Consider the following 15009-nt stretch of genomic DNA (forward strand, 5'->3'; position numbering starts at 1 on the left):
AGGAGAAACACGATATGTTTAAACGCTTACTCATGGTCGCCATGCTGGTGATTGCCCCGCTGACCGCTGTCCAGGCGGCAGACCAGTCCAACCCGTATAAGCTGATGAATGAAGCGGCGCAGAAAACCTTCGATCGCCTGAAGAATGAACAGCCGAAGATCAAAGCCAACCCTAACTATCTGCGCGACATCGTCGACCAGGAGCTGTTGCCGTATGTGCAGGTGAAATATGCTGGCGCGCTGGTGCTGGGCCGCTATTACAAAGAAGCGACCCCCGCGCAGCGTGAGGCCTACTTTGCCGCCTTCCGTGAATATCTGAAGCAGGCCTACGGCCAGGCGCTGGCGATGTACCACGGGCAGACTTACCAGATTGCGCCGGAGCAGCCGCTGGGCAGCGCAACCATCGTTCCGATCCGCGTCACTATCATCGACCCGAACGGTCGTCCGCCGGTGCGTCTGGACTTCCAGTGGCGTAAAAATACCCAGACCGGTAACTGGCAGGCCTACGATATGATCGCCGAAGGCGTCAGTATGATCACCACCAAACAGAATGAGTGGAGCGATCTGCTGCGCACCAAGGGCGTTGACGGCCTGACCGCGCAGCTGAAAGCGATCTCCGCTCAGCCGATCACCCTGGAACAGAAAAAATAATGACCGGGCAGCTGAGCTGGACTCGCGAGGGCGAGACGCTGGCGCTGCACGGAGAGCTGGACCAGGATCTGCTGGTCCCGCTCTGGGAAGCACGCGCCAGGGCGACGGAGGGGGCGACGATCATCGATCTCAGCCAGACTACGCGCGTGGACACGGCGGGCCTGGCGCTGTTAGTGCATTTTGTGGCACTGATCCGCCGTCAGGGGCGGGAAGCGCAGCTGATCGCGAAGAGCGAAAATCTGCAAACGCTGATCGGTCTTTACAACCTGCCTGTCGATATGATCCCATAATCTTTTCAGTGCCTTAGCGTTGAAGCTATTCCGAAAGCCCCGGCAATCTTTTCGTCGGGGCTTTTTGCTTGTTTAAGACCGCGCCACTTTCCTCTAAGATGTTGGGCTGTTTTCACTATCAGATAAATTTGAGCCCATGGAAAATCATGAAATTCAGACCGTGCTGATGAACGCACTCCCCCTCCAGGAAGTCCACGTCTCTGGCGATGGCAGCCACTTTCAGGTTATTGCTGTGGGTGAGATGTTCGATGGCATGAGTCGGGTTAAAAAGCAGCAGAGCGTCTACGCGCCGCTGATGGAATATATTGCTGACAACCGTATCCATGCGCTGTCGATCAAGGCCTTCACTCCGCAGGAGTGGGCGCGAGACCGCAAACTAAATGGCTTCTAAGCTGTGGGGGGTCCCCTGCAGCGTATGTGAATTTTTAATAGAGAACAGAATCAATGGATAAATTCCGTGTTCAGGGGCCGACTCGCCTTCAGGGCGAAGTCACCATTTCTGGTGCAAAGAACGCCGCCCTGCCAATCCTCTTTTCCGCGCTGCTTGCCGAAGAGCCGGTAGAGATCCAGAACGTACCTAAGCTGAAAGATATCGATACCACCATGAAGCTGCTGAGCCAGCTGGGCGCGAAGGTTGAGCGCAATGGTTCGGTATGGATTGACGCCGGCCCGGTTGATGTATTCTGTGCTCCGTACGACCTGGTGAAAACCATGCGTGCCTCCATCTGGGCGCTGGGCCCGCTGGTGGCGCGTTTTGGTCAGGGACAAGTTTCTCTGCCAGGCGGCTGCGCCATCGGCGCGCGTCCGGTCGACCTGCACATTAGCGGTCTGGAACAGCTGGGCGCCGAGATCAAACTGGAAGAAGGTTATGTCAAAGCCTCGGTCAACGGTCGCCTGAAAGGCGCGCATATCGTGATGGATAAGGTGAGCGTCGGCGCTACCGTAACTATCATGAGCGCAGCGACCCTCGCGGAGGGGACGACGATTATCGAAAACGCCGCGCGCGAGCCGGAAATTGTCGATACCGCCAACTTCCTTAACGCGCTGGGCGCGAAAATCAAAGGCCAGGGCACCGATCGCATTACCATCGAAGGCGTGCAGCGTCTGGGTGGCGGCGTATACCGTGTACTGCCGGACCGTATCGAAACCGGCACCTTCCTGGTGGCCGCGGCGATTTCCGGCGGCAAGATCCTCTGCCGTAACGCGCAGCCGGATACTCTGGATGCCGTTCTGGCGAAACTGCGTGACGCCGGGGCTGACATCGAAACGGGCGAAGACTGGATTAGCCTCGATATGCACGGCAACCGTCCGAAAGCGGTCAACGTGCGTACCGCGCCGCACCCGGGCTTCCCGACCGATATGCAGGCCCAGTTCACGCTGCTTAACCTGGTGGCGGAAGGGACCGGCGTGATCACCGAAACGATCTTTGAAAACCGCTTCATGCACATTCCGGAACTGATCCGTATGGGCGCGCACGCGGAGATCGAGAGCAATACCGCTATCTGTCACGGCGTGAAGCAGCTTTCGGGCGCGCAGGTGATGGCGACCGATTTGCGTGCGTCGGCGAGCCTCGTGCTGGCAGGCTGCATCGCTGAAGGGACCACCATCGTTGATCGCATCTACCACATCGATCGTGGCTATGAGCGTATCGAGGATAAACTGCAGGCGTTGGGTGCCAATATTCAGCGCGTGAAGGGCGAGTAACCGTGTCCTGACAGGGCCCCGGGGCGTTGGTTCGGGACCCTGTCGATTATCACATCACCTGTCTGTCTTCTTTTGACGCATCATCTGCGTTCTGTCGATAAACTCATGAGTCACCGGGTCGTGGTAGCGTGACGGCCAGATGACCCACGGCTGCGTTTCCAGCGCCGTGGCGATAATCAACTCGCCTTTCGGCCAGGGGCGGGTCAGGGCGTTCGCCAGCGTTGAAGAACTCAGGCCGTGCCGTCGCGACTCTGCCGCCAGCGATGTTCCCCGTTTACGTAACCCAGCAACAATATCGGCGGGATGCCAGTCGATGAACTTATCCATAAATTCTCCTGGTGTTAAAGGTCCAGATCGTCCACATGGGCGATGGGGACACTATACCCGCGTACTATGTAGGGTTCTAACAAGTTCTGTTAAGGCGCCAGAATATTCAGAATCTATCAAGATATTCGGAAGTTTAGGGAGAGAAGTGGCATTTTACTGGAACTTTCCCGCGCATCGCGCGGGAAAGGAGGGGGGGTTAATGATCGCGCTGGACCGCAATATGTGCCAGTCCAATCAAAGCTTCGCGCCACGGTGTGTCCGGGAGGATCTGCAGGGCTGCAATCGCTTTATCGGCTTCTTCTTCAGCACGCTTCTGCGTCCACTCCAGCGAACCGCAGGTGGCCATGGTTTCCAGAACAGCATCCAGCAGATGGCGACCATTGCCCTGCTCGATCGCCCCGCGGATCATCGCCGCCTGATCGGGGGTGCCATGATGCATAGCATGCAGCAGCGGTAGCGTCGGTTTGCCTTCGTTCAGGTCATCACCGACGTTTTTACCGAGTCGCTCTCCGTCGGAGCTGTAGTCGAGTAAATCGTCGATCAGCTGGAAAGCGGTGCCGAGATAGCGACCATAATCCTGCAACGCGCGCTCTTCTTCCGCGGAGCAGTCGGCCAGCATTCCCGCACACTGCGAGGCCGCCTCAAACAGGCGCGCCGTCTTGCTGTAGATGACGCGCATATAGTTCTCTTCCGTGATATCCGGATCGTTGACGTTCATCAACTGCAGCACTTCGCCTTCGGCAATGACGTTCACCGCCTCCGACATGACCTCGAGGATCTTCAGTGAGCCTAGCTGGGTCATCATCTGGAAGGCGCGGGTATAGATGAAATCGCCAACCAGCACGCTGGCGGCATTGCCGAACGCCGCATTGGCCGTGGCTTTGCCGCGACGCATGTCAGACTCATCGACGACGTCGTCATGCAGTAGCGTGGCGGTATGAATAAATTCAATCAGCGCAGCAATAGTGACATGCGCGCTCCCTTGATAGCCCACCGCGCGCGCGGCAAGCACAGCAATCATCGGGCGAATGCGTTTGCCGCCGCCGCTGACGATGTAATAGCCTAACTGATTGATAAGCTGAACATCGGAGTTGAGTTGCTCAAGAATCGTCGCATTGACACCCGCCATATCTTGCGCGGTTAACTCATTGATTTTTTCTAAATTCATCGCAAAAGCCGGGCCAAATGTCCTGTTACCATGAATCCAGGTGGGATCACAGAAGGATTAAGACAGAATTAAAAGAAGATATGATTGTACTGAAAAATTGCCGTAGATAAACGTTGTCGTGAAAGTTGTGTTTTTTTTCTGCATTGATCGCTAATCGCTCTTGTCAAAGGCTCGCGTTTTGCGTAATATTCGCGCCCTATTGTGAATATTTATAGCGCACTCTGAATCACATAAAGAGGTGCGCGGAAGCGGAGTTTTATATGTACGCGGTTTTCCAAAGTGGTGGTAAACAACACCGAGTAAGCGAAGGTCAGACCGTTCGCCTGGAAAAGCTGGACATCGCAACTGGCGAAGCTGTTGAATTCGCTGAAGTGCTGATGATCGCAAACGGTGAAGAAATCAAGATCGGCGTTCCTTTCGTTGAGGGCGGCGTAATCAAAGCTGAAGTTGTTGCTCACGGTCGTGGCGAGAAAGTTAAAATCGTTAAGTTTCGTCGTCGTAAACACTATCGTAAGCAGCAGGGCCATCGTCAGTGGTTCACTGATGTGAAAATCACTGGCATCAGCGCCTAAGACCTGAGGAGTAGATTTAAATGGCACATAAAAAGGCTGGCGGCTCGACTCGTAACGGTCGCGATTCAGAAGCTAAACGTCTGGGCGTAAAACGTTTCGGCGGTGAAGCAGTTCTGGCAGGTAGCATCATCGTTCGTCAACGTGGTACCAAATTCCACGCTGGCACCAACGTTGGTTGCGGCCGTGACCACACTCTGTTCGCTTTGACTGACGGTAAAGTCAAGTTCGAAGTTAAAGGCCCGAAAAACCGTAAATTCATCAGCATCGTTGCTGAATAAGTTTTTCGCGTCCCGGTAACGGATGAAAGCCCCGCAACACGTTGCGGGGCTTTTTACATTCGTCTACTGGAAAATTTTGCAGGGAAACAGGCATGAAGCAGCAGGCTGGGATTGGCATTATTCTGGCGCTTACCACCGCGATGTGTTGGGGAGCGTTGCCGATTGCGATGAAACAGGTTCTTGAGGTGATGGAGCCGCCTACGGTGGTGTTTTATCGCTTCCTGATGGCCAGCATTGGGCTTGGCGCGATCCTCGCGATCAAAGGCAAACTGCCGCCGCTGCGAATTTTTCGCAAGCCGCGCTGGCTGGTTTTGTTAGCCATTGCCACCGGTGGCCTGTTCGGTAACTTCATTCTGTTCAGTTCTTCCCTGCAATATCTCAGCCCCACTGCTTCTCAGGTCATCGGCCAGCTATCGCCGGTGGGCATGATGGTGGCAAGCGTCGTGATTCTGAAAGAGCGCATGCGCGGTACCCAGGTGGTGGGCGCGTTGATGTTGCTCAGCGGGCTGGTGATGTTTTTCAACACCAGCCTGATTGAAATCTTTACCCGCCTGACGGATTACACATGGGGGGTAATTTTCGGCGTTGCTGCTGCAACGGTGTGGGTAAGCTATGGCGTCGCGCAAAAGGTGTTATTGCGCCGTCTGGCATCACAGCAGATACTATTTTTGCTGTACACTTTATGTACGATTGCATTACTGCCGCTCGCTAAGCCCGGGGTGATATCCCAGCTAAGCGACTGGCAACTGGCATGCCTGATTTTTTGCGGGCTAAATACCCTGGTCGGCTACGGGGCGCTGGCGGAAGCCATGGCGCGCTGGCAGGCGGCGCAGGTCAGCGCGTTAATCACCTTGACGCCACTGTTTACGCTACTGTTTTCTGATTTATTATCAATGGCCTGGCCCGATGTTTTCGCCAGACCGATGTTAAACCTGATTGGTTATCTCGGTGCGTTTGTCGTGGTTGCGGGCGCGATGTATTCCGCCATCGGCCATCGTCTTTGGGGGCGTTGGCGTAAGCGAGAGGCGGTAGTACCGCTGCCCCGCTCAGGCGAATGATTTACGGAGAGTAAAATGAAGTTTGTAGATGAAGCAACGATCCTGGTCGTAGCAGGTGACGGCGGCAATGGTTGCGTAAGCTTCCGCCGCGAAAAGTATATTCCGAAAGGCGGTCCGGACGGCGGCGATGGCGGTGACGGCGGCGATGTCTGGCTGGAAGCGGACGAGAACCTGAACACCCTGATCGACTACCGTTTTGAAAAATCGTTCCGCGCCGAACGCGGGCAGAATGGCCAGAGCCGCGACTGTACCGGTAAGCGTGGTAAAGACGTGACGGTGAAAGTGCCGGTCGGGACCCGGGTTATCGACCAGGGAACCGGCGAGACCATGGGCGACATGACCAAACACGGTCAGCGTCTGATGGTGGCGAAAGGTGGCTGGCACGGTCTGGGCAACACCCGTTTCAAATCATCCGTTAACCGCACCCCGCGTCAGAAGACCATGGGTACCCCGGGCGATAAGCGCGACCTGCAGCTGGAGCTGATGCTGCTGGCCGATGTCGGGATGCTGGGGATGCCGAACGCCGGCAAATCCACCTTCATCCGCGCGGTCTCCGCCGCCAAGCCGAAAGTGGCTGACTATCCGTTTACCACCCTGGTGCCGAGCCTGGGCGTGGTGCGTATGGACAACGAGAAGAGCTTCGTGGTCGCCGATATCCCGGGGCTGATTGAAGGCGCAGCGGAAGGCGCAGGCCTTGGTATCCGCTTCCTCAAGCACCTTGAGCGCTGCCGTGTGCTGCTGCATCTCATCGACATCGAGCCTATCGATGGTTCCGATCCGGTTGAGAATGCCCGCATTATCATTGGCGAGCTGGAGAAATACAGCGAGAAGCTGGCCTCCAAGCCACGCTGGTTAGTCTTTAACAAGATTGACCTGATGGACAAAGCGGAAGCCGAAGCCAAAGCGAAGGCGATTGCCGAAGCGCTGGGTTGGGAAGATAAATTCTACCTGATCTCAGCGGCCAGCCAGCAGGGCGTGAAAGAGCTGTGCTGGGACGTGATGACCTTTATCATCGAAAACCCGATCGTGCATGTGGAAGAAGAGCAGAAGCCGGAGAAAGTCGAGTTCATGTGGGACGACTATCACCGTCAGCAGCTTGAAGAAGCCGAAGTCGAAGTGGAAGATGACGAAGACTGGGATGACGACTGGGACGAAGACGACGAAGAAGGCGTCGAATTCATCTACAAACGCTAATCCTGACTTCGCTGGATCAAAAAGGGCCGCATCTGATGCGGCCCTTTTGTTTTAGTTGTTCTGGTACAAATCTTTATACAAGCGGCTTTCAAAGCGGACCAGCGGGATGCGGCGATTACGCTGGTCGGCGGGTTCCACGGCGTAGCCGGAGAGATATTGCACGAAGGCCACCTTTTGTCCGCTGGCGGTAGTGATAAAGCCTGCAAGGTTATAAACTCCCTGCAACGAACCTGTTTTCGCCGAGACTTTGCCATCCACGCCCGCCTGGTGGAGACCGGCGCGGTATTGCAGCGACCCGTCGTGGCCCGCCAGCGGCAGCATGGAGATGAAGTTGAGCTCGGTATCGTGCTGGGCGATATACTGCAGCACCTGCATCATGGTCGCCGGGGCGATCAGGTTGTGGCGCGACAAGCCAGAGCCGTCGGCGATGATCGTGTTGCCGAGATCGACCCCAGCCTGTTGACGCAGGATCTGGCGTACGGCATCGGATCCTGCCCGCCAGGTGCCTGGTACGCCGAAGCGGGCGTGGCCGATGGTACGAAAGACGGTGTCGGCAATCATGTTATCTGACTTCTTCAGCATGATCCGCAGCAGATCGTGCAGTGGAGCCGACTGGGTGGTGGCTAATACCGTTCCGGGGTCATTGGCCAGCGTCTGGCGCAACAGCGTGCCGCTATAGGTGATCCCCGCCTGGGTCAGCTCCGCTTTGAGGATCGCCCCGGCGTAGCTGGCGCCATCCTGAATGGCGAAGGCCAGCGGCAGCGGCTCGCTACGCTGCGGCAGGCAGCCAGTGAGGGTATAGCGATTGAGATCGCCTGGCACTACGTCGAGCTCGCAGTACTGTGCTTCTGCTGAGCCGCGCGCCAGCGTTCGCACCTGGCTGAACATGGTGACAGGATAATAGGACGCAACGCGAATGAAGGCGAGATCGCCCGGTTTCTGCGCGCTATACAGCGAGACAGAGAAGCAGTTACGGTCGACAATTGCGGCCGCCGGCGGGGCGCTGAAGCACTGCGTCAGGTCGTTCCACGGCCAGCCCGGCGCTTTGTCATGGCTGGCGAAGACCGAGGTATCGATGAGCACATTGCCTTCGATACGCTGCACGCCAGCTTTCTTCAGCGTCGCCACCATGTTGCGAATATCCTGCCGTTTGAGCGTCGGATCGCCGCCGAAGCGCGCAATCAGGTCGCCTTTCAGCACGCCGCCGTCAAGTGAGCCTTTGGTTTCCAGCGTGGTGGTAAAGCGAAAATCGGGCCCCAGCTGCAGCAGAGCCGCCAGCGCGGTGATGACCTTTTGCGTACTGGCCGGGAGCGCCATTTGCTGGCTGTGGTAGTCGATTTCCGGCGTCGATGCACCGACCTTTTGCGCCATAAAGGCAAGGTTCGCACCGGCGGGAAGCTGGTTGATGTACTCGTCAATATTCGCCGCCTGAGCGCTAAGCGCTATACCGGCAGTCAATCCGATGATAAATCTGGGAAATCGCATAATCTCGCGCTAACAACCTGAAGCCAGGCCGTCATACTACGGTGCAACGCCCAGTAAAGTAAACGATGACCCATAATGAACTTCGGGGTAAAATACCTATCAAATGAAAAATTGCTGCTGACCTGGGGAGTGTTTCCCGGGTCGGTTTCTTTTTGCTCGTGTCCTGCCTGTGGGCAGGGCAGGTGGCGGGGCGGAGCTCTCCGTTCCCTGAAGGAATGATAAAGAGGTATAACTAATGCAAGCGATTCCGATGACCTTACGTGGCGCTGAGAAACTGCGCGAAGAACTGGATTATCTGAAGTCTGTGCGTCGTCCTGAAATCATTGCCGCTATTGCTGACGCTCGTGAACACGGCGATCTGAAAGAGAATGCTGAGTATCATGCTGCGCGTGAGCAGCAGGGCTTCTGCGAAGGGCGTATCAAAGATATTGAAGCGAAGCTGTCCAATGCCCAGGTGATCGATATCACCAAAATGCCGAACAATGGCCGGGTAATTTTTGGCTCAACCGTCAGCGTGCTCAACCTCGATACCGATGAGGAACAGACCTACCGCATCGTGGGTGATGATGAAGCTGATTTTAAGCAGAATCTGATCTCCGTGAACTCGCCGATCGCCCGTGGTCTGATCGGCAAAGAGCAGGATGACGTTGTGACTATCCGTACTCCGGGTGGTGAAGTGGAATACGAAATTACTAAGGTTGAATACCTGTAAGGCGTATTTCCCGCTACGATGTTTATAGATTGTAAAGAAAGGAAAAAGGCCGCATAGCGGCCTTTTATCAACGTCAGGAGCATGGCATTTTGCTCGCCTGGCCGCAGAAATCCCTCGTTTTACACAAAGTTGTGTCGAGATTCAGGATATTCTTAGCGTGGCAGCGAGATCTTACGCTCTGGCGTTGGGCGGTACAGAACCAGCGTTTTACCGATGACCTGTACGTTACAGGCGCCGGTTTCACGTACGATGGCTTCCACGATCAAGGCTTTAGTTTCGCGATCTTCTGAGGCGATCTTCACCTTGATGAGCTCATGGTGCCCTAACGCTTGTTCGATCTCGGCCAGTACCCCTTCGGTCAAACCATTATTGCCAAGCATAACTACCGGCTTGAGCGGATGTGCCAGACCTTTCAGGTGCTGTTTTTGTTTAGTACTCAGATTCATCGTGTTTTTTTGCTTACGTTGGGATTGAAAACGGGTCATTCTACCGCCATCTCCCATATATCGCCAAACTACCGCGTCGATTTTTACGCAGTAAAGTACGATGAACCCGAACGGGAATGTTAAATGACAGGTAAAAAGCGTTCTGCCAGCTCAAGCCGCTGGCTTCAGGAACACTTTAGCGATAAATATGTTCAACAGGCACAGAAAAAGGGGTTACGTTCCCGTGCCTGGTTTAAACTTGATGAAATACAGCAAAGTGACAAAATTTTTAAGCCGGGGATGACGATAGTCGATCTCGGTGCTGCTCCCGGTGGCTGGTCGCAGTATGCGGTCACGCAGATCGGCAACAGCGGCCGCATCATCGCTTGTGATCTTTTACCAATGGATCCAATCGTTGGTGTGGACTTTCTTCAGGGCGATTTTCGTGATGAATTAGTCCTGAAAGCGTTACTTGAGCGAGTGGGCGACAGTAAAGTCCAAGTTGTCATGTCCGATATGGCGCCGAATATGTGCGGAACACCGGCGGTGGATATTCCCCGGGCTATGTATCTGGTAGAACTGGCGCTTGAAATGTCTCGTGATGTATTAGCGCCAGGTGGTAGTTTTGTAGTGAAGGTGTTCCAGGGCGAAGGCTTCGATGAGTATCTTCGAGAAATTCGCTCCCTGTTTACGAAGGTCAAAGTTCGTAAACCGGACTCTTCCCGCGCTCGTTCGCGTGAAGTGTATATTGTAGCGACCGGGCGTAAACCATAACCGGCAGATTTCAAACGAAAGTTTGAAAGAAACTGGATATAGAGTATCCTGACGCTGTTTTTAACACAGTTGTAATAAGAGGTTAATCCCTTGAGTGACATGGCGAAAAACCTAATACTCTGGCTGGTCATTGCCGTTGTGCTGATGTCAGTATTCCAGAGCTTTGGGCCCAGCGAGTCGAATGGCCGCAAGGTGGATTATTCTACCTTCCTGCAAGAGGTCAATCAGGACCAGGTTCGCGAAGCGCGTATCAACGGACGTGAGATCAACGTTACCAAGAAAGATAGTAACCGTTACACGACTTACATTCCGGTTAACGATCCGAAGCTGCTCGATAACCTGTTGACTAAAAACGTCAAAGTTATTGGCGAACCACCAGAAGAGCCAAGCCTGCTGGCTTCCATCTTCATCTCCTGGTTCCCAATGCTGCTGTTGATCGGCGTCTGGATCTTCTTTATGCGGCAAATGCAGGGCGGCGGCGGGAAGGGCGCGATGTCCTTCGGCAAAAGCAAAGCCCGTATGCTGACGGAAGACCAGATCAAAACCACTTTTGCCGACGTTGCCGGGTGTGACGAAGCGAAAGAGGAAGTCGGTGAGCTGGTGGAATACCTGCGTGAGCCGAGCCGCTTCCAGAAACTGGGCGGTAAGATCCCGAAAGGCGTCCTGATGGTCGGCCCTCCGGGTACCGGTAAAACGCTGCTGGCGAAAGCGATCGCTGGCGAAGCAAAAGTACCGTTCTTCACAATTTCCGGTTCTGATTTCGTCGAAATGTTCGTCGGTGTCGGTGCATCTCGTGTGCGTGACATGTTCGAGCAGGCTAAGAAAGCAGCGCCTTGCATCATCTTCATCGATGAAATCGACGCCGTCGGCCGCCAGCGTGGCGCGGGTCTTGGCGGTGGTCACGATGAACGTGAGCAGACCCTGAACCAGATGCTGGTTGAAATGGACGGCTTCGAAGGTAACGAAGGTATTATCGTTATCGCGGCGACTAACCGTCCGGACGTTCTGGACCCCGCGCTGCTGCGTCCAGGCCGCTTCGACCGTCAGGTTGTCGTTGGTCTGCCGGATGTTCGCGGTCGTGAACAGATCCTGAAAGTGCATATGCGTCGCGTACCGCTGGCGCCGGATATCGACGCGGCGATCATTGCGCGCGGTACCCCTGGCTTCTCTGGTGCGGACCTGGCGAACCTGGTCAACGAAGCGGCGCTGTTTGCTGCTCGCGGCAACAAACGTGTTGTTTCGATGGTTGAGTTCGAAAAAGCGAAAGACAAAATCATGATGGGTGCGGAACGTCGCTCCATGGTGATGACGGAAGCGCAGAAAGAATCGACTGCTTACCACGAAGCAGGCCACGCCATTATCGGCCGTCTGGTTCCGGAACACGATCCGGTCCATAAAGTGACGATTATCCCGCGCGGTCGTGCGCTGGGTGTGACCTTCTTCCTGCCGGAAGGCGATGCGATCAGCGCCAGCCGTCAGAAACTGGAAAGTCAGATCTCCACCCTGTACGGCGGTCGTCTGGCGGAAGAGATTATCTACGGTCCGGAACATGTTTCTACCGGCGCGTCCAACGACATTAAAGTGGCGACGAACCTGGCGCGTAACATGGTGACCCAGTGGGGCTTCTCCGACAAACTCGGTCCGCTGCTGTATGCGGAAGAAGAAGGCGAAGTCTTCCTCGGCCGTAGCGTAGCGAAAGCGAAGCATATGTCCGATGAAACCGCGCGTATCATCGACCAGGAAGTGAAATCGCTGATCGAGCGTAACTACGGTCGTGCTCGCCAGCTGCTGAACGACAACATGGATATCCTGCACGCGATGAAAGATGCGCTCATGAAATATGAGACTATCGATGCGCCGCAGATTGACGACCTGATGGCTCGTCGCGATGTTCGTCCGCCGGCGGGTTGGGAAGAACCGGGTTCTTCGAATAACTCTGACAACAATGGCACGCCTCGTGCGCCGCGTCCGGTTGATGAACCGCGTACGCCGAACCCGGGCAACACCATGTCAGAGCAGCTGGGCGACAAGTAAGCTACCGCTGTTGATGTCTTGTTTTAACCTTAAAAACCCCGGGGCGCCCGCTCCGGGGTTTTTCTTTTTTTAACCTCTTCAGTCTCAGGGATTTTGTGATGAAACTTGTAGCCCAGGGCTCAACCCTCGATCTCTCTCATCCGCATGTGATGGGCATTCTTAATGTGACTCCCGACTCCTTCTCCGATGGCGGCGCTCACAACTCGCTGGTTGAGGCGGTGAAGCATGCCAATCTGATGATTAACGCCGGGGCGACCATCATTGATATCGGCGGTGAATCCACGCGGCCAGGGGCGGCTGAGGTGAGCGTAGAAGAGGAACTCGCGCGGGTGATCCCGGTTGTCGAAGCGATCGCTCAGCGCTTTGAAGTGTGGATCTCGGTGGATACCTCCAAACCGGAGGTTATCCGCGAATCGGCCCGGGCAGGGGCGCATATCATTAACGATATTCGTTCGCTGACCGAACCTGGCGCGCTGCAGGCCGCTGCGGAAACCGGGCTGCCGGTGTGTCTGATGCATATGCAAGGTCAGCCGAAAACCATGCAGGAGGCGCCGAAATATGAGGATGTCTTCGCCGATGTCAAGCGCTTTTTTGCAGAACATATTGTGCGCTGCGAGCAGGCGGGGATCGCAAAAGAAAAATTGCTGCTCGACCCGGGATTCGGTTTCGGTAAAAATCTCTCCCACAATTATCAGCTGCTGGCCAGACTGGGTGAATTTCACCACTTTGGGCTGCCTTTGTTGGTTGGTATGTCGCGGAAGTCGATGGTAGGTCAGTTGCTGAACGTCGGGCCGTCAGAACGGCTGAACGGCAGCCTGGCGTGTGCCGTCATTGCAGCAATGCAGGGCGCGCAGATAATCCGCGTCCATGATGTCAAAGAAACGGTAGAAGCGCTGCGCGTGGTGGAAGCCACCCTCGCCGCTAAGGGAAAAAAACGTTATGAGTAACCGCAAGTATTTTGGCACCGATGGTATTCGTGGCCGCGTCGGCGATGCGCCGATCACTCCGGAATTTGTGCTTAAGCTGGGCTGGGCAGCGGGGAAAGTGTTAGCGCGCCACGGCTCGCGTAAAATTATCATCGGCAAGGATACCCGTATTTCCGGCTATATGCTGGAGTCTGCGCTGGAAGCTGGGCTGGCGGCAGCGGGGCTTTCTGCATCGTTCACCGGACCCATGCCGACACCGGCCATCGCCTACCTGACGCGCGCCTTCCGCGCCGAGGCGGGGATCGTTATTTCAGCTTCGCATAACCCTTTCTACGACAACGGTATTAAATTCTTCTCCATTGAGGGCACCAAGCTGCCGGATGATGTGGAAGAGGCGATTGAAGCCGAAATGGAGAAAGAACTCACCTGCGTGGATTCGGCAGAGCTGGGCAAAGCCAGCCGTATCGTTGATGCCGCCGGGCGCTACATTGAATTTTGTAAAGGCACCTTTCCCAACGAACTGAGCCTCGGCACGCTGAAAGTGGTGGTGGACTGCGCGCACGGTGCGACCTATCACATTGCCCCCAATGTCTTCCGCGAGCTGGGCGCTCAGGTTATCGCGATGGGCTGCGAGCCTGACGGCCTCAACATCAACGAAGAGGTCGGCGCCACCGACGTGCGTGCGTTGCAGGCGCGCGTGCTGGCGGAGAAAGCCGATCTGGGTATTGCCTACGACGGCGATGGCGATCGGGTGATCATGGTTGACCATGAAGGCAATAAAGTCGATGGCGACCAGATCCTCTACATCATCGCCCGGGAAGGGCTGCGTCAGGGGCAGCTGCGCGGCGGCGCCGTTGGTACCCTGATGAGTAATATGGGACTGGAGCTGGCGCTCAAGCAGTTAGGCATCCCGTTTGCCCGCGCGAAGGTCGGTGACCGTTATGTACTGGAGATGCTGCAGGAAAAAGGCTGGCGCATTGGTGCGGAAAACTCAGGCCACGTGATCCTGCTGGATAAAACCACCACCGGCGATGGCATCGTCGCCAGTCTGCAGGTGGTCGCGGCGATGGTACGTAACCATATGAGTCTGCATGACCTTTGCAGTGGCATGAAGATGTTCCCTCAGTTACTGGTGAATGTGCGTTTTACCGAAGGCAGCGGTAACCCACTGGAGAACGAGCATGTCAAAGCGGTGACCGCAGAAGTGGAAGCAGCGTTAGGGAAACGCGGCCGTGTCCTGCTGCGTAAATCCGGAACGGAGCCGCTGATCCGCGTCATGGTAGAAGGCGAGCATGAAGATCAGGTGCACGAGTTTGCGCATCGCATCGCCGAAGCGGTAAAAAGCGTCTAAGCTTGCCGGCTAAGTGGTTAAAAAGGCGGCGCTTGCCGCCTTTTTTATGATAGAAAACCGA

17 protein-coding genes are annotated in these 15009 nt (G+C 55.6%); 13 read left to right on the forward strand and 4 right to left on the reverse strand.

Going from position 1 to position 15009, the window contains the following annotated elements; translation table 11 throughout:
- Positions 1 to 14 precede the first annotated feature (14 nt).
- From mlaC to murA, 4 genes are all read left to right on the forward strand, one after another.
- Positions 15 to 650 (forward strand): phospholipid-binding protein MlaC, encoded by a 636-nt coding sequence (gene mlaC / locus AC3EMD_RS02675; RefSeq protein WP_002918386.1) that lies wholly within the window; start codon positions 15 to 17, stop codon positions 648 to 650.
- A complete protein-coding gene (mlaB, locus tag AC3EMD_RS02680) occupies positions 650 to 940 on the forward strand; it encodes a lipid asymmetry maintenance protein MlaB (RefSeq protein ID WP_008806646.1) in 291 nt (96 codons plus the stop codon). Before mlaC ends, mlaB begins: the two co-directional genes overlap by 1 nt.
- A gap of 136 nt (positions 941 to 1076) precedes the next feature.
- Positions 1077 to 1331 carry a BolA family iron metabolism protein IbaG gene (gene ibaG, locus AC3EMD_RS02685; RefSeq protein ID WP_004144910.1) on the forward strand — a complete coding sequence of 85 codons (255 nt, stop codon included), beginning with the start codon at positions 1077 to 1079 and terminating at the stop codon, positions 1329 to 1331.
- A gap of 53 nt (positions 1332 to 1384) precedes the next feature.
- The gene (gene murA / locus AC3EMD_RS02690) at positions 1385 to 2644 is read left to right on the forward strand and encodes a UDP-N-acetylglucosamine 1-carboxyvinyltransferase (RefSeq protein ID WP_008806645.1); all 1260 of its coding nucleotides are present in this window, start codon (positions 1385 to 1387) and stop codon (positions 2642 to 2644) included.
- A gap of 54 nt (positions 2645 to 2698) precedes the next feature.
- Here murA and sfsB read toward each other — a convergent pair whose 3' ends face one another.
- Together sfsB and ispB are read right to left on the reverse strand one after the other, a co-directional pair.
- Positions 2699 to 2971: a DNA-binding transcriptional regulator SfsB gene (gene sfsB / locus AC3EMD_RS02695; RefSeq protein ID WP_008806644.1), complete on the reverse strand. Its 273-nt coding sequence runs from the start codon at positions 2969 to 2971 to the stop codon at positions 2699 to 2701.
- Positions 2972 to 3167: 196 nt separating this feature from the next.
- Positions 3168 to 4139, reverse strand: a complete 972-nt coding sequence (gene ispB, locus AC3EMD_RS02700) for an octaprenyl diphosphate synthase (protein ID WP_008806643.1) — start codon at positions 4137 to 4139, stop codon at positions 3168 to 3170.
- A 260-nt stretch (positions 4140 to 4399) separates the two neighbouring features.
- Here ispB and rplU point away from each other — a divergent pair, with 260 nt between their 5' ends.
- From rplU to cgtA, 4 genes are all read left to right on the forward strand, one after another.
- The gene (rplU, locus tag AC3EMD_RS02705) at positions 4400 to 4711 is read left to right on the forward strand and encodes a 50S ribosomal protein L21 (RefSeq protein ID WP_002918379.1); all 312 of its coding nucleotides are present in this window, start codon (positions 4400 to 4402) and stop codon (positions 4709 to 4711) included.
- A gap of 20 nt (positions 4712 to 4731) precedes the next feature.
- On the forward strand, positions 4732 to 4989 hold the full coding sequence (gene rpmA / locus AC3EMD_RS02710) for a 50S ribosomal protein L27 (protein ID WP_002434222.1): 258 nt from the start codon (positions 4732 to 4734) through the stop codon (positions 4987 to 4989).
- A 92-nt stretch (positions 4990 to 5081) separates the two neighbouring features.
- Positions 5082 to 6047 (forward strand): DMT family transporter, encoded by a 966-nt coding sequence (locus AC3EMD_RS02715; protein WP_008806642.1) that lies wholly within the window; start codon positions 5082 to 5084, stop codon positions 6045 to 6047.
- Between the two features lie 15 nt (positions 6048 to 6062).
- Entirely contained in the window at positions 6063 to 7241 is a 1179-nt protein-coding gene (gene cgtA / locus AC3EMD_RS02720) for an Obg family GTPase CgtA (protein ID WP_008806641.1), read from the forward strand.
- 51 nt (positions 7242 to 7292) lie between these two features.
- On the opposite strand, the gene dacB is transcribed toward cgtA, so the two are convergent.
- Entirely contained in the window at positions 7293 to 8726 is a 1434-nt protein-coding gene (dacB, locus tag AC3EMD_RS02725) for a serine-type D-Ala-D-Ala carboxypeptidase (protein WP_008806640.1), read from the reverse strand.
- Positions 8727 to 8961: 235 nt separating this feature from the next.
- Between dacB and greA the strand changes: the two genes are divergently transcribed.
- Positions 8962 to 9438 carry a transcription elongation factor GreA gene (gene greA / locus AC3EMD_RS02730; protein WP_008806639.1) on the forward strand — a complete coding sequence of 159 codons (477 nt, stop codon included), beginning with the start codon at positions 8962 to 8964 and terminating at the stop codon, positions 9436 to 9438.
- Between the two features lie 152 nt (positions 9439 to 9590).
- Here greA and yhbY read toward each other — a convergent pair whose 3' ends face one another.
- Positions 9591 to 9884, reverse strand: a complete 294-nt coding sequence (gene yhbY / locus AC3EMD_RS02735) for a ribosome assembly RNA-binding protein YhbY (RefSeq protein WP_002918374.1) — start codon at positions 9882 to 9884, stop codon at positions 9591 to 9593.
- A 123-nt stretch (positions 9885 to 10007) separates the two neighbouring features.
- Here yhbY and rlmE point away from each other — a divergent pair, with 123 nt between their 5' ends.
- The 4 genes from rlmE (at position 10008) to glmM (ending at position 14948) form a co-directional block, all read left to right on the forward strand.
- Positions 10008 to 10637, forward strand: coding sequence for a 23S rRNA (uridine(2552)-2'-O)-methyltransferase RlmE (gene rlmE / locus AC3EMD_RS02740; RefSeq protein WP_008806638.1), 630 nt, complete (start codon positions 10008 to 10010; stop codon positions 10635 to 10637).
- A 99-nt stretch (positions 10638 to 10736) separates the two neighbouring features.
- Entirely contained in the window at positions 10737 to 12671 is a 1935-nt protein-coding gene (ftsH, locus tag AC3EMD_RS02745; RefSeq protein WP_008806637.1) for an ATP-dependent zinc metalloprotease FtsH, read from the forward strand.
- A 98-nt stretch (positions 12672 to 12769) separates the two neighbouring features.
- The gene (gene folP, locus AC3EMD_RS02750; protein WP_302073918.1) at positions 12770 to 13618 is read left to right on the forward strand and encodes a dihydropteroate synthase; all 849 of its coding nucleotides are present in this window, start codon (positions 12770 to 12772) and stop codon (positions 13616 to 13618) included.
- Positions 13611 to 14948 carry a phosphoglucosamine mutase gene (gene glmM / locus AC3EMD_RS02755; protein WP_002918370.1) on the forward strand — a complete coding sequence of 446 codons (1338 nt, stop codon included), beginning with the start codon at positions 13611 to 13613 and terminating at the stop codon, positions 14946 to 14948. The genes folP and glmM overlap by 8 nt, the downstream gene beginning before the upstream one ends.
- Positions 14949 to 15009: the final 61 nt, after the last annotated feature.

This window comes from Klebsiella sp. PK18 (assembly GCF_057784655.1).

Bases quoted from the DNA above. Each gene is read 5' to 3' on its own strand.
- rplU (WP_002918379.1), top strand. From the start codon at position 4,400: ATGTACGCGGTTTTCCAAAGTGGTGGTAAACAACACCGAGTAAGCGAA.
- sfsB (WP_008806644.1), bottom strand. From the start codon at position 2,971: ATGGATAAGTTCATCGACTGGCATCCCGCCGATATTGTTGCTGGGTTA.
- murA (WP_008806645.1), top strand. From the start codon at position 1,385: ATGGATAAATTCCGTGTTCAGGGGCCGACTCGCCTTCAGGGCGAAGTC.
- mlaB (WP_008806646.1), top strand. From the start codon at position 650: ATGACCGGGCAGCTGAGCTGGACTCGCGAGGGCGAGACGCTGGCGCTG.
- folP (WP_302073918.1), top strand. From the start codon at position 12,770: ATGAAACTTGTAGCCCAGGGCTCAACCCTCGATCTCTCTCATCCGCAT.
- rlmE (WP_008806638.1), top strand. From the start codon at position 10,008: ATGACAGGTAAAAAGCGTTCTGCCAGCTCAAGCCGCTGGCTTCAGGAA.
- AC3EMD_RS02715 (WP_008806642.1), top strand. From the start codon at position 5,082: ATGAAGCAGCAGGCTGGGATTGGCATTATTCTGGCGCTTACCACCGCG.
- mlaC (WP_002918386.1), top strand. From the start codon at position 15: ATGTTTAAACGCTTACTCATGGTCGCCATGCTGGTGATTGCCCCGCTG.
- glmM (WP_002918370.1), top strand. From the start codon at position 13,611: ATGAGTAACCGCAAGTATTTTGGCACCGATGGTATTCGTGGCCGCGTC.
- yhbY (WP_002918374.1), bottom strand. From the start codon at position 9,884: ATGAATCTGAGTACTAAACAAAAACAGCACCTGAAAGGTCTGGCACAT.
- ispB (WP_008806643.1), bottom strand. From the start codon at position 4,139: ATGAATTTAGAAAAAATCAATGAGTTAACCGCGCAAGATATGGCGGGT.
- cgtA (WP_008806641.1), top strand. From the start codon at position 6,063: ATGAAGTTTGTAGATGAAGCAACGATCCTGGTCGTAGCAGGTGACGGC.
- ftsH (WP_008806637.1), top strand. From the start codon at position 10,737: ATGGCGAAAAACCTAATACTCTGGCTGGTCATTGCCGTTGTGCTGATG.
- dacB (WP_008806640.1), bottom strand. From the start codon at position 8,726: ATGCGATTTCCCAGATTTATCATCGGATTGACTGCCGGTATAGCGCTT.
- ibaG (WP_004144910.1), top strand. From the start codon at position 1,077: ATGGAAAATCATGAAATTCAGACCGTGCTGATGAACGCACTCCCCCTC.
- greA (WP_008806639.1), top strand. From the start codon at position 8,962: ATGCAAGCGATTCCGATGACCTTACGTGGCGCTGAGAAACTGCGCGAA.
- rpmA (WP_002434222.1), top strand. From the start codon at position 4,732: ATGGCACATAAAAAGGCTGGCGGCTCGACTCGTAACGGTCGCGATTCA.